Raw genomic sequence first — 13479 nt, forward strand, 5'->3', positions numbered from 1 at the left:
TCGCACAAAGGAGGCGCTTGCCGATGTCGCCGAAGGTCCCGTTCCTGCGTTGGGACGATCCGCTGCGGGCGCTGGACGCGTTGGCGTCGCTGTGGTTTTCGTCGGTTAGCGCCGGAGCCGCCCAGGCGGCCGCGGTGCCGTACCGGACGTTGTTCGCCACCTTGCAGCAGTTGCTCGTCGGCAAGGAAGTCACGGTGCGCATCGGCGAGCACGACGTGACGTTGACCGTCACCGAGCTGGAGTCGGCGCTGGATCCGCAGGGCCTGCCGGTCGGCCAGCTCGGGGAGGTCCGGGTGGCCGCACGCGACATCCGCTGGGACGAGCACCAGCTACAGAGCGCCGTGGCGGTGCTGCGCAACGTGCACATCCGTCCGGGTGTGCCGCCGCTGGTGATCGCGGCTCCGACGGAATTGTCGACGGAGTTGGCCAAGGATATTTTCGACGACGTGTTGCGGCAGGCGGCGCCGCAGCTGGACAGCGACCTGGGCGACGACGGGACGGCGCGGCTGCGCTGGGCCCGCCGGCCCGCCTGGGGCGGGCTGGAAATCGACGCCGACGTCACCGGGTCGACGCTCTGGCTGCGTCCTCGAGCTCTGGTCGCCGGGCAGCGCCGCTGGAAGCTGCCGCAGCGCACGCCGGCCTATCAGGTGCCATTGCCGGAGTTGCCGCACGGGTTGATGATCACCGGCGTCGAGCTCAACCCGGGGGCGCTGCACGTGTCCGGACTGCTGCCGGAGTGGCGGATGGAGTTGTCGCTGCCGGCCTTGGAGGATCTCATCACCCGGCTCAGTCAGGGTGCGCTCAGCTTTAGCTGGCCGTCGCTGTGGTGGGGTTCGGACTGAAACGGAGACCGAATTACAACGGTGTAAATTACACCAATGTAATTTAGCGGATTAATTTGCTACGGCGCTATTTCAATGTGCGGCCCGTTGGTCTCACGCAGACGCTCAGGTGGGTTCTCAAGCCCCGAAACCCCCTGCTACGTCACCATTCGGGAAAGTATCGGTCACGGCGCGGCGCGGGTGGGGTATCGGTTGGGCAACCATCAAATCACTGCTCTAGGCGCGAATTCGGCGCACCTATACGGTTTCCGGTTGTCAGTTAATTGCGGGGGCAATGAATTGGGATGGACGGGGTCGCGTTGCTGATGAGGGATCGATTCTGTATTGCGCTGTTAGCCGGTGCGGGCTTTTGCGGAGCTGTGCTGGCGTTGAGTCCGAGTGCGGCCGCCACGCCCCGGCCGACCGGTGGCGGGGGCGCTTGCCTCGAGCAACTCGCCGCTCCGCTGGTGCCGATGGCCGCGCCGGTCGTTCTGCCCGGGCCGGTGCCGGTGGCGCCGGTGGTGCCGGTTGCGCCGGTGGTGCCCGTCGCCCCGGTGGTGCCGGTCGCGCCCGTCGTGCCGATGGCCGGCGCTGGTGCCTTGCCGGCCGACGCGGTGCCCGCGGCGCCGATTACCAAGGCGGCCGGCACCGGGAAGGGCGCACCGACGGCTCCGCCGCCGTCGCTGGCCGCCACGGCCGCACCGGTGGTGCTGCCCGGCCCGCCGCCGCCACCGGAACCAACTGCGCCCATTCCGGCGATGCTGGCCGGGTCGCTGTCTGCGGTGCCGGTGTGTGCGGCGGGTGGGGTCAACTAGGCGGCCGGTCGGGATTGAGCGTCGACGGCTGGACGTCCACCTCTTTTCCGCTGTGGTCTACCGTGACTCCTGCCTCTACGATCACCGGGTCGCCGACGTGGACCGTGTCGTAATACCACTCGGCATCGGCCGGGCTGAGGCTGATGCAGCCGTGGCTGACGTTCTCCAGGCCCATGGACTGAATCGCCCACGGAGCCGAGTGCACGTAGAGCCCGTGGTTGGTGATGCGCACCGCGTAGTCGACCGGGAGCCGGTAACCGTCCGGGTCGTTGACCGGGATGCCGACCGAACTCGAATCCATGATCACCGAACGGTCTTTGGACAGCACGCTGTAGCTGCCGACGGGGGTGGCGAACTCAGGCCTGCCCATCGAGGCGGGCAGGATCCCGGACTCTCCCCAATGCGGCCGGTGGTGCGGCGCAGGCAGGGCAGGAGGCGGGGGTCCCGCGTCGACGTCGTCGATGCGGACGGTGAACGTGTGGTTGGCGATGTCGGCGACGCCGACGACCTTCGGTCCGGTTTTGAAGTCGGTGCGCAGGCCGCCCACCGACAGCGCCACCGTGCTGTGCGCCGGCCAGTACCGGTCGGGCACCCATTGCACGACATTGACGTCGAGCCACTCGAACCTGCCGGTCATCGCGGGCTGCGAGCTGATCCGGATGGCCCGTTCGGCCGCTCCCCGATCCGTGACGGGCCCGCGCAGGGTCACCACCACCGGGTGGGCCACGCCGACTACCGCGCCGCGCGCGGGCAGCACCGAGGCGACGTCGTCGTAGGGCCGGCTCACACCCAACAACGTCAGGTCGGCTCGGCCGCCAAACACGGCTGTGGTAATCGCAACCGACACCAGAAGAGACCGTATTGCCGCCCTCATCACGACCTTTCAACACCTCTGTTAGTCGGATTGCTCTGTCGCTGGTGATCGTAGGGGCGCGGTGAGGCGTGAAACTGAAAGCGCGCGTGGGTAAGTCGGTCAGGGTTTGGTTACAAGTGGGTCTCCGCCGCCGTGATGTCCGGCGCTGTCACACCTACACACCAAACTGTGGTCATGCCAGGTGTCCTCGATCTTGTACTGCCGCTGGAGTGCGGCGGTTGCGGTGAGCCCGCCGTGCGCTGGTGTCAGGCGTGCGCGCGCGAGCTGTCGGTTTCACCCGGTGAGCCGCTTGTAGTGAGCCCGCGGGTGGACCCCGGCGTTCCGGTGTTCGCGCTGGGCCGCTACACCGGTGCCCGCCGCCAGGCAATCCTGGCGGTCAAGGAGCGGGGCCGCGGGGATCTGGTGGCCCCGCTGGCGTACGCGCTCGCGGTCGCGGTGCACCGGCTGTTGTGCTGGGGGATGGTTGAGCAACCGCTGACTGTGGTGCCGGCGCCGACGCGGCGTTCGGCGGCGCGGCGGCGCGGCGGGGATCCGGTCGCCCGGATGGCCAGGGCCGCGGTCCTGGGCAATCCAGACATCGCAGTCGGGGCGGTGCTGCGCTTGCGCGCGCTGGTGCACGACTCGGTGGGGCTGGACGTCTCGGCGCGCGAACGCAACGTCGCCGGACGGGTGCTGGTGCGTGGTCGCCTGCCGGTAGACGAGGTGTTGATCGTCGACGATGTCGTCACCACCGGCGCCACCGCCGCTGAGTCGGTGCGGGTGCTGCGGGCTGCCGGGGTGCGGGTGGCCGCCGTTCTTGCCATCGCAGCGGCGTGAAAGCCCCGGGACAACAGTGAAGAAGCTAGACAACAGTGAAGAACTCGCAAAGAGTCCGCGAATTGGGTGGCACGTGAAGGCGAACACGGGTTAACGTCGACAGCAGACTCTCGACTTACGTTCGCGAAATTGCCGAGTTGAGCAGGACCCGCGGTAGGAGGTGAGTATTCGACTTCTTGCTCCGGCGGGCAGCCTGCGGCAATACCGTTCTAAACCCCGTCGGTGCGTATCGAAATGCCGTGCACGCAGGGTGCGTGTGACACGACGAGAGAAACGAGTTGTCAAGAATGTCAAGGCTTTCCGTGGATTCCGAGCAGGTTCTCGAACCGGCAGGAATTGAGAACGACGCCAGGACCGAAGCCCAGGCCGATCCGCTGGCCAACGCCGAGATCGTGTTCAAGGGGCGCAACGTCGAGATCCCCGATCATTTCCGCACCTACGTTTCACAAAAGCTCGCCCGATGCGAGCGTTTCGACCGAACCATCTACCTGTTCGATGTCGAACTCAACCACGAACGCAACCGGCGTCAGCGCAAGGCATGCCAACGCGTGGAGATCACCGCGCGCCGCCGCGGGCCGGTGGTCCGCGGCGAGGCCTGCGCCGACAGTTTCTACGCAGCGCTGGAGTCCGCCGTCGCCAAGCTGGAGAACCGCCTGCGCCGGGGCAAGGATCGCCGCAAGGTGCACTACGGCGACAAGACGCCGGTGTCCCTGGCCGAGGCCACCGCGGTGCTGCCGCCGCCGGAGAAGGCGTTCGACTCCGAGCCGGCCGAGCCGCACGCCCACGACGGCGCCGACCTGGCCGTTAGGGACCACGAGCCGGGACGGGTGGTGCGTACCAAGGAACACCCGGCCAAGCCGATGTCGGTGGACGACGCGCTCTACGAGATGGAACTCGTCGGACATGACTTCTTCTTGTTCCTGGACAAGGAGACCGACCAGGCGTCGGTGGTCTACCGTCGGCACGCCTACGACTACGGGCTCATCAGGCTGGCGTGATCCGCTCGGCTTGACGATCGACACCGGTCAGCGGCTCGTCACCTAGCCCATTTGGTCGCGCCCGGCTACGCCGCGCTAGCGATCGCTCCTAGGATGGGGGTCGCTTGTAAAGAAGACGACTCCTGCTTACAGGGGAACACCCCAAAGGGGACCACACTGTGCTGTCCAGATTGCTGCGCCTCGGTGAAGGTCGCATGGTCAAGCGCCTCAAGAAGGTGGCCGACTATGTCAACACGTTGTCCGATGACGTCGAGAAGCTCACTGATGCCGAGCTGAGGGCCAAGACCGACGAGTTCAAGAAGCGCCTGGAGAAGGGCGAAGAGGACCTCGAGGACTTGCTGCCCGAGGCGTTCGCGGTGGCCCGCGAGGCGGCCTGGCGGGTACTCGACCAGCGTCCGTTCGACGTCCAGGTGATGGGCGCTGCCGCGTTGCACCTGGGCAATGTCGCCGAGATGAAGACCGGTGAGGGCAAGACCCTGACCTGTGTGTTGCCCGCCTATCTCAACGCTCTGGCCGGCAAGGGCGTGCACGTTGTCACGGTCAACGACTACCTGGCCAAACGTGACAGCGAGTGGATGGGCCGGGTGCACCGCTTCCTGGGCCTGGAAGTCGGCGTCATCCTGGCGCAGATGACGCCCGAGGAACGGCGGGTGGCGTACAACGCCGACATCACTTACGGCACCAACAACGAGTTCGGGTTCGATTACCTGCGGGACAACATGGCCCACTCGCTGGATGATCTGGTGCAGCGCGGACACAACTTCGCCATCGTCGACGAGGTCGACTCCATCTTGATCGACGAGGCCCGCACCCCGCTGATCATCTCCGGCCCGGCTGACGGCGCGTCCAACTGGTACACCGAGTTCGCGCGCATCGCTCCGCTGATGGAGAAGGACGTCCATTACGAGGTTGACCTGCGCAAGCGCACCGTGGGCGTACATGAGAAGGGCGTGGAGTTCGTTGAGGACCAGCTAGGTATCGACAACCTCTACGAAGCCGCCAACTCCCCGTTGGTCAGCTACCTCAACAACGCGCTGAAAGCCAAGGAGCTGTTCAACCGCGACAAGGACTACATCGTTCGTGACGGCGAGGTGTTGATCGTCGACGAGTTCACCGGCCGCGTGCTGATCGGCCGCCGCTACAACGAGGGCATGCACCAGGCCATCGAGGCCAAGGAGCACGTCGAGATCAAGGCCGAGAACCAGACGCTGGCCACCATCACGCTGCAGAATTACTTCCGGCTTTACGACAAGCTGGCCGGCATGACCGGTACCGCGCAGACCGAGGCGGCCGAGCTGCACGAGATTTACAAACTCGGTGTCGTGTCCATCCCGACCAACAAGCCGATGGTCCGCACCGACCAGTCCGACCTGATCTACAAGACCGAAGAGGCCAAGTACATCGCGGTGGTCGACGACGTCGTCGAGCGTTACGAGAAGGGCCAGCCGGTCCTGATCGGCACTACCAGCGTGGAGCGTTCGGAGTACCTGTCGCGCCAGTTCCAGAAGCGGCGCGTCCCGCACAACGTGCTCAACGCCAAGTACCACGAGCAGGAGGCCGGCATCATTGCCGAGGCGGGCCGGCGTGGGGGCATCACCGTGGCCACCAATATGGCGGGCCGCGGTACCGACATCGTGCTGGGCGGCAACGTCGACTTCCTCACTGACAAACGGTTGCGGGATCGTGGCCTGGACCCGGTGGAGACACCTGAGGAGTACGAGGCGGCGTGGCACGAGGAGCTGCCCAAGGTCAAAGAGGAAGCCAGTGCGGAGGCCGCCGAGGTGGTCGAGGCCGGCGGCCTGTACGTGCTGGGCACCGAGCGTCACGAGTCGCGGCGCATCGACAACCAGCTGCGCGGCCGGTCTGGCCGGCAGGGTGACCCGGGGGAATCGCGGTTTTACTTGTCGTTGGGTGACGAACTCATGCGGCGGTTCAACGGTGCCGCCCTGGAGAGCCTGCTCACCCGGCTGAACTTGCCGGACGACGTGCCGATCGAAGCCAAGATGGTCACCCGGGCGATCAAGAGCGCGCAGACCCAGGTCGAGCAGCAGAACTTCGAGATGCGCAAGAACGTGTTGAAGTACGACGAGGTGATGAACCAGCAGCGCAAGGTGATCTACGCCGAGCGTCGCCGCATCCTGGAGGGCGAGAACCTCAAGGATCAGGCCACCGACATGATCCGCGACGTCATCACGGCCTACGTCAACGGTGCGACGGCCGAGGGTTACGCCGAGGACTGGGACCTGGATGCGCTGTGGACCGCGCTCAAGACGCTCTACCCGGTCGGCATCGACCACGAGACGTTGACCGCCCACGACGAAGAGTCCGAGCGTGACGACCTGACTCGCGAAGATCTGCTCGAGGCGCTCCTCGAAGACGCGGAAAGGGCTTATGCCGCAAGGGAAGCCGAGCTAGAGGAGATCGCAGGAGAGGGCGCGATGCGCCAACTCGAGCGCAACGTGCTGCTCAACGTCATCGACCGTAAGTGGCGCGAGCACCTCTACGAGATGGACTACCTCAAGGAGGGCATCGGGCTGCGCGCGATGGCCCAGCGTGACCCGCTGGTCGAGTACCAGCGCGAGGGTTACGACATGTTCATGGCCATGCTCGACGGAATGAAAGAGGAGTCGGTCGGCTTCCTGTTCAACGTCAGCGTCGAGGCCACCCCGGCGCCGCAGGTCGACGTGGCGCCCGTCGAAGAGCCGGAGGGTCTGGCCGAATTCGCCAGCGCGGCCGCGGTCGGGGACGACAAGCACGAGAAGCCGACGCCGAAGGAGCCGGTGAGCACGTTGCGCGCCAAGGGCATTGACAACGAAGCGCCCGCACTGACGTATTCGGGCCCGTCCGAGGACGGCTCGGCCCAGGTGCAGCGCAACGGTGGCGGCGCCAAGACGCCGGCCGGGGCGGCGGCCGGCGGTACCCGTCGAGAACGGCGAGCTGCTGCGCGACAGCAGGGCCGGGGCGCCAAGCCGCCAAAGTCGGTGAAGAAGCGCTGATTTGACGCAGCTCTGCGCCATTGGCCGGTCGTCAGCCGATGTGCAAGGCGACCAGCAGCCATTGGCCACCTACGGGCAGTCGCTCCACCCGAGCGGCGATGGCGTGGATTCGTTCGCCGCGGCTGTAGATGCCGAACACTTCGGCGGCGGTGCTCGCGGTGCCGCCGCCAGTGGGCTGCAGCCGCATTCTGCGCAGCATCGCGGCTCCCGGTTGGGGGGCCAGCCTCAGGCTGGACGCGAGCACCGAATCCACCAGGTCGGGCGCCAGCACCGAGCGTAGCTGCCCGGCCGGGCGGCGGCGGTCGATGACTTCGAGCACCCGGCGCAGCGCGGCGTCGGCGAACTGTGCCGCTTGCCGCATCTGCGGGGACAGCGGCGCCGCGGGCGGGGTGTACCCGGCCTGACTGCGCGCACGCGACGTCGCTGGCCGCGCTGGCGCATGGGTTGCCGGACGGCATCGTGGCGGGTTGCGGGTCGGTGGTTCGTAGTCGATCACCGGGGTGACGGCAAAAGTGGGCACGGGCACTCTCCGGTTCATGAGCGGCGATAAGGGGCAGCCTGCGCAAGAGTGACAGACAATGGACGTTCCGCGGTATTCACTTCGGACGCCATCCACAGCCACTAAAGTGCTGACCCGCACCGTCATTCAGCGACGATTGCGGTTACCGTGGGCGGCAACCCGCTTCGTGATGAAAGAAGACAGAATTGACAGCTAGGACAAGCCCGCAATGGTGACCCGGTTGTCCAACGCGGACGCGTCCTTCTACCGGCTGGAGAACACCGCCACCCCGATGTACGTTGGGTCGCTGGCGATCCTGCGCAAGCCACGGTCGGGGCTGAGCTACGAGACGCTGCTGGCCACCGTCGAGAAGCGGTTGCCGCAAATACCGCGCTACCGGCAGAAGGTGCGGGAGGTCCAATTCGGTTTGGCCAGACCGGTCTGGCTCGATGACCGGGACTTCGACATCACCTACCACATCCGGCGCTCGGCGCTGCCGTCACCGGGTAGCGACGAGCAACTACACGAGCTGATCGCCCGGCTTGCTGCACGGCCGCTGGACAAGTCGCGGCCGCTGTGGGAGATGTACCTCGTCGAGGGCCTGGAAAAGAACCGGATCGCTCTTTACACCAAGTCGCACCAAGCATTGATCAACGGCATGGGTGCGCTGGAGATCAACCATGTGATCGCCGACCGGACCCGCCGCCCGCCGCCGCTGCCCGAGGATATCTGGGTGCCCGAGCGCGACCCCGGCAGCACCCGGCTGGTGCTGGGTGCGGTCGGCGACTGGCTGGGAGCTCCGGGTGCCCAGTTGCAGGCCGTCGGGTCCTCGGTGGCCGGCATGCTGACCAGTTCGACGCAGATCGTCGAGGCCGGTCGCCGGTTTCTCGACGTGGTGCGCACGGTGGCGCGGGGTACCGCGCCCAGCAGCCCACTCAACGCGACGGTGTCCCGCAATCGGCGGTTCACGGTTGCCCGCGGTGCGCTGGACGATTATCGGAAGGTGCGGGCGCGCTACGACTGCGACATCAACGATGTGGTGCTGGCGGTGGTGACCGGTGCGCTGAGCAACTGGCTGATGTCGCGCGGCGAAGCCGTCTCGCCGACCGCGACGGTGCGCGCGATGGCGCCGCTGTCGGTCTACCCTGACGACCAGCTCGACCCGTCCGGTCCGGGGCAGGCGATGAGCGAGGTGACCCCGTTCCTGGTGGACCTGCCGGTGGGGGAGCGCAACGCGGTGGTGAGGCTGTCCCAGATCGCCCACGCCACCGAATCCAACCCGACGGCCGCCAGCCGGGTGGACGCCAGAACCATCGTCACGTTGTCCGGTTTCGCGCCACCGACGTTGCACGCGATGGGGATTCGGGTGGCGACGACCTTCTCGGCGCGCTTGTTCAACTTGCTCATTAGCAATGCGCCGGGGGCGCAATCGCAGATGTACGTCGCCGGCACCAAGTTGTTGGAGACCTACGCCGTGCCGCCGCTGCTGCACAATCAAGCGCTGGCGATCAGCGTCACGTCCTACAACGGGGTGCTCTATTTCGGCATCAATGCCGACCGCGATGCGATGAGTGACGTGGACCTGCTGCCGGGGCTGCTGGCGCAGTCGCTGGAGGAGTTACTGGAAGCTTCGCGCTAGTTCAGTGCCACAATGGCTGTCTAAGGCTAACATCCGTTGATGTGAGCAACCCGAACAACGACGGTTCGTCGACGAAGTCCAAGAAGAAGAAGTCGACGGCGACGGGCGCGCGCAAGGTTTCGAGTGACGTCTACCAAGCCGAATTGTTCAGGCTGCAAACGGAATTCGTGAAGCTGCAAGAGTGGGTGCGGCACACGGGTGCGCGCCTGGTGATCATTTTCGAAGGGCGCGATGCCGCGGGCAAGGGCGGTGCTATCAAGCGGATCACCGAGTATCTCAGCCCCCGCATCGCCCATGTCGCTGCGCTACCGGTGCCCACCGACCGCGAACGCGGACAGTGGTACTACCAGCGTTACATCGCCAATCTGCCCGCCCGGGGTGAAATCGTCCTGTTCGACCGGTCCTGGTACAACCGTGCCGGCATCGAGAAGGTGATGGGATTCTGCACCCCGCAGGAGCACTCACTGTTTTTGCGGCAGACGCCGATTTTCGAGCAGATGCTGATCGACGACGGGATATTGCTGCGTAAGTACTGGTTCTCGGTCTCCGACGCCGAGCAGTTGCGCCGGTTTAAGGCGCGACTCAATGATCCTGTGCGGCAATGGAAACTGAGTCCGATGGATCTGGAATCGGTGTATCGATGGGAAGACTATTCACGCGCCAAGGACGAAATGATGGTGCACACCGACACCCCGGTCAGCCCGTGGTACGTGGTGGAATCCGATGTCAAGAAGCGTGCCCGGCTGAATATGATGGCGCACCTGCTATCAACCGTCGACTACACCGAGGTGGAGATCCCCAAGGTGAAATTGCCTGACCGCCCGGTCGTCACCGGCAACTATCAGCGGCCCTCACGGGTGTTGCAGAAGTACGTCCCCGATCATGTCGCCACGCTGACGACATGACCCAGGTCTACATCCCGGCGACCCTGGCCATGTTGCAACAGCTTGTCGCCCACGAGGCGTTGCGCCCGGTTAACGGCACCGCATTCGCGGTGACGCCGACCTTGCGCGAGTCCTACGCCGCGGGCGACGACGACGAACTCGCCGAGGTGGCGCTGCGCGAGGCCGCGTTGGCGTCACTGCGACTACTGGCGGCCGAGCCCGCCGGTGCGCTGCCGCTGCGGCGCGTGGTGCTGGCGGCCGAGGTAGATGAATTGACCTACCGTCCCGATCTCGACGACGCTGTGGCCCGGATCGCCGGCCCGGTCGCCCGGGATCAGGTGATTGCGGCTTATGTGGACAATTCCGCCGCCGAGACGGCCGTGGCAGCGGCGATAGAGGCGATCGACGCTGCCGATCTGGGCGACGAGGACGCCGACCTGATTGTCGGCGATGCCCAGGATCACGATCTTGCCTGGTACGCCAGTCAGGAGCTGCCTTTTCTGCTCGAGCTGCTCTGATGGCGGCCGCTTCCGACTGGCTACGCAACCGTAGGTTACGGTACCGTAGGTTAGTCGAGGCCAACAGTGCAGGAGTTTTCGTGAGCAAGAAGCACGTAGCGCTCACCGCCAAGGTCGTCGAGACCCAGCGCCCAAGCGTGGCCGGGGCGGACAAGCATCCCGGCTGGCACGCTCTGCGGACGATTGCCGCGCGCATTACCACGCCGCTGTTGCCCGATGATTATCTGCGCCTGGCCAATCCCTTGTGGTCGGCGCGGGAGCTGCGGGGACGCATCGTGGAGGTCTGCAGGGAGACCGAAGACTCCGCGACCTTGGTAATTAAGCCCGGTTGGGGTTTCAGCTTCGACTATCAACCCGGGCAGTACGTGGGGATCGGGGTGCTGGTCGATGGCAGGTGGCGCTGGCGGTCGTATTCGCTGACGTCGAGTCCCGCGGCCGCGAACGCCGGTTCGGCTCGCACCATCACCATCACCGTCAAGGCGATGCCCGAAGGGTTTCTGTCCACCCACCTGGTGGCCGGGGTCGAACCGGGCACCATCGTGCGGCTTGCCGCGCCGCAGGGGAATTTCGTACTGCCGGACCCGGCGCCGTCGGCCATCCTGTTCCTAACCGCGGGTTCGGGCATCACGCCGGTAATGTCGATGTTGCGAACGTTGGCCCGCCGCAACCAGATTGGTGACATCACCCACGTGCATTCGGCGCCCACCGAGTCCGATGTGCTGTTCGGCGCCGAACTGGCGGCGCTGGCCGAGCACAATCCCGGCTACCGGTTGTCGGTGCGCCAGACCCGCACCAGCGGCCGGCTCGATCTGACCCGACTGGACCAACAAGTGCCGGATTGGCGATCGCGCCAGACCTGGGCCTGCGGACCCGAGGGCATGCTCAACGCAGCCGAGAGGATGTGGTCGGCGGCGGGCATCGGCGATCAGCTGCATCTGGAGCGGTTCGCGGTCCCCAAGGCCGCCCCGGCGGGGGCCGGCGGGACGGTGACCTTTGCGCGCAGCGGCCGGAAGGTGGCCGCCGATGCCGCGACATCGGTGCTCGACGCGGGCGAGCAGACCGGCGTGCTGATGCCGTTCGGTTGCCGAATGGGTATATGTCAGTCATGCGTGGTCGAACTGGTTGACGGCCATGTGCGAGACCTGCGGACCGGTCACGAGCACGATCCCGGCTCCAGGGTGCAGACCTGCATCTCGGCGGCATCTGGCGATTGTGTGATCGACATCTAGAGTTACTGGTAGGTAACCTACGGAGTCGTAGCTTTCGATAGCGTAGGTCTGGGTAAGCTTCGGGACGATACGACAGGGAGGAAGACGTGGCGATCACCGACGTCGACGTATTCGCGCACCTGACGGACGCTGACATCGAAAACCTGGCGTTCGAGCTGGACGCAATTCGCCAGGACATCGAAGACTCGCGTGGCCAGCGCGACGCGCGTTACATCCACCGAACTATCGCCGTCCAGCGCGCGCTCGAACTGGCTGGCCGGGTCACACTGGCCGCCAGCTCCCGGCGTTCGGCTTGGTGGGCAGGCACCGTTACGCTCGGCGTGGCCAAGATCATCGAGAACATGGAGATCGGCCATAACGTCATGCATGGCCAGTGGGATTGGATGAACGATCCCGAAATTCACTCCTCGACGTGGGAGTGGGACATGAGCGGGTCGTCCAAGCACTGGCGCTATACCCACAACTTCGTGCACCACAAGTACACCAACATCCTGGGTATCGACGACGATGTCGGCTACGGCTTGCTGCGCGTCACCCGGGATCAGCGCTGGAAGCGCTTCAATATCTTCAACCTCGTGTGGAACACGCTGCTCGCGCTCCTGTTCGAATGGGGTGTCGGCATGCAGCACGTGGAGATCGGCAAGGTCGTGAAGAAGCGGATGGATCACGCCGAGGCCCGCGAGCGGATCGACGAGTTCCTCGCCAAAGCCGGTCGGCAGGTGCTCAAGGACTACGTCGCTTTCCCGGCGCTGACCTCGTTGTCACCCGGCGCTACCTACAAGTCGACGGTGAAGGCCAACGCCACGGCCAACGTGATCCGCAATGTCTGGGCGAACGCCGTGATCTTCTGCGGCCACTTTCCCGACGGCGCTGAGAAATTCACCAAAACGGACATGATCGGCGAGTCCAAGGGGCAGTGGTACCTGCGGCAGATGCTGGGCAGCGCCAACTTCGAGGGCAGCTGGCTACTGCGGTTCATGAGCGGCAACCTGTGCCACCAGATCGAGCACCACCTTTATCCGGATCTGCCGAGCAATCGGTTGCATGAGATCTCGCTGCGGGTGCGCCCGATCTGCGACAAGTACGACTTGCCCTACACCACAGGGTCTTTCCTGGTGCAGTACGGCAAGACGTGGCGGACGCTGGCCAAGTTGTCGTTACCCGACAAGTACTTGCGGGACAACGCCGACGACGCGCCGGAGACGCGCAGTGAGCGGATGTTCGTCGACCTTGAGCCCGGCTTTGCGGGCCCCGATCCAGCCACGGGCCGCCGCCGCGGATTGAAGACGGCGATCGCCACCGTGCGGGGATGGCGCCGCAACAAGCGGTCTCGCGCCGCTGATGGTTCCGACGACCTGGCGGCCTGACTCTCGCGTTTCTATGTTGCCGC

General features: G+C 65.6%; 12 protein-coding genes. 10 read left to right on the forward strand and 2 right to left on the reverse strand.

The genetic code is table 11. The features are described 5' to 3' along the window. Positions 1 to 23 precede the first annotated feature (23 nt). Together H0P51_RS06450 and H0P51_RS06455 are read left to right on the forward strand one after the other, a co-directional pair. On the forward strand, positions 24 to 842 hold the full coding sequence (locus tag H0P51_RS06450; protein WP_180917154.1) for an LmeA family phospholipid-binding protein: 819 nt from the start codon (positions 24 to 26) through the stop codon (positions 840 to 842). Positions 843 to 1126: 284 nt separating this feature from the next. Then, on the forward strand, positions 1127 to 1636 hold the full coding sequence (locus tag H0P51_RS06455) for a hypothetical protein (RefSeq protein WP_246398967.1): 510 nt from the start codon (positions 1127 to 1129) through the stop codon (positions 1634 to 1636). On the opposite strand, the gene H0P51_RS06460 is transcribed toward H0P51_RS06455, so the two are convergent. Then, positions 1629 to 2510 carry a L,D-transpeptidase gene (locus H0P51_RS06460; protein WP_180917155.1) on the reverse strand — a complete coding sequence of 294 codons (882 nt, stop codon included), beginning with the start codon at positions 2508 to 2510 and terminating at the stop codon, positions 1629 to 1631. The two genes, H0P51_RS06455 and H0P51_RS06460, sit on opposite strands and share 8 nt — an antisense overlap. Positions 2511 to 2684: 174 nt before the next feature. Between H0P51_RS06460 and H0P51_RS06465 the strand changes: the two genes are divergently transcribed. The 3 genes from H0P51_RS06465 to secA all read left to right on the forward strand — a co-directional run bounded on the left by H0P51_RS06465 (position 2685) and on the right by secA (position 7320). Then, the gene (locus H0P51_RS06465; RefSeq protein WP_180917156.1) at positions 2685 to 3326 is read left to right on the forward strand and encodes a ComF family protein; all 642 of its coding nucleotides are present in this window, start codon (positions 2685 to 2687) and stop codon (positions 3324 to 3326) included. 287 nt (positions 3327 to 3613) lie between these two features. After that, positions 3614 to 4324: a ribosome hibernation-promoting factor, HPF/YfiA family gene (hpf, locus tag H0P51_RS06470; protein WP_180917157.1), complete on the forward strand. Its 711-nt coding sequence runs from the start codon at positions 3614 to 3616 to the stop codon at positions 4322 to 4324. Between the two features lie 158 nt (positions 4325 to 4482). Continuing rightward, complete coding sequence (gene secA, locus H0P51_RS06475; protein WP_180917158.1) at positions 4483 to 7320, forward strand: preprotein translocase subunit SecA; 2838 nt, start codon at positions 4483 to 4485, stop codon at positions 7318 to 7320. A gap of 31 nt (positions 7321 to 7351) precedes the next feature. On the opposite strand, the gene H0P51_RS06480 is transcribed toward secA, so the two are convergent. After that, a complete protein-coding gene (locus tag H0P51_RS06480) occupies positions 7352 to 7858 on the reverse strand; it encodes an Rv3235 family protein (RefSeq protein ID WP_180917159.1) in 507 nt (168 codons plus the stop codon). Between the two features lie 190 nt (positions 7859 to 8048). On the opposite strand from H0P51_RS06480, the gene H0P51_RS06485 reads away from it, so the two are divergent. The 5 genes from H0P51_RS06485 to H0P51_RS06505 all read left to right on the forward strand — a co-directional run bounded on the left by H0P51_RS06485 (position 8049) and on the right by H0P51_RS06505 (position 13456). Next, complete coding sequence (locus H0P51_RS06485) at positions 8049 to 9458, forward strand: WS/DGAT/MGAT family O-acyltransferase (protein ID WP_180917160.1); 1410 nt, start codon at positions 8049 to 8051, stop codon at positions 9456 to 9458. Between the two features lie 41 nt (positions 9459 to 9499). Continuing rightward, positions 9500 to 10363 carry a polyphosphate kinase 2 gene (ppk2, locus tag H0P51_RS06490; protein ID WP_180917161.1) on the forward strand — a complete coding sequence of 288 codons (864 nt, stop codon included), beginning with the start codon at positions 9500 to 9502 and terminating at the stop codon, positions 10361 to 10363. Next, the gene (locus H0P51_RS06495) at positions 10360 to 10860 is read left to right on the forward strand and encodes a DUF6912 family protein (RefSeq protein ID WP_180917162.1); all 501 of its coding nucleotides are present in this window, start codon (positions 10360 to 10362) and stop codon (positions 10858 to 10860) included. The genes ppk2 and H0P51_RS06495 overlap by 4 nt, the downstream gene beginning before the upstream one ends. A gap of 80 nt (positions 10861 to 10940) precedes the next feature. Continuing rightward, complete coding sequence (locus H0P51_RS06500; RefSeq protein WP_180917163.1) at positions 10941 to 12089, forward strand: ferredoxin reductase; 1149 nt, start codon at positions 10941 to 10943, stop codon at positions 12087 to 12089. Between the two features lie 86 nt (positions 12090 to 12175). Further along, the gene (locus H0P51_RS06505) at positions 12176 to 13456 is read left to right on the forward strand and encodes a fatty acid desaturase family protein (protein WP_180917164.1); all 1281 of its coding nucleotides are present in this window, start codon (positions 12176 to 12178) and stop codon (positions 13454 to 13456) included. The last annotated feature ends 23 nt before the right edge of the window (positions 13457 to 13479 follow it).

The sequence above is a fragment of the Mycobacterium vicinigordonae genome (genome assembly GCF_013466425.1).
GTDB classification, from domain to species: domain Bacteria; phylum Actinomycetota; class Actinomycetes; order Mycobacteriales; family Mycobacteriaceae; genus Mycobacterium; species Mycobacterium vicinigordonae.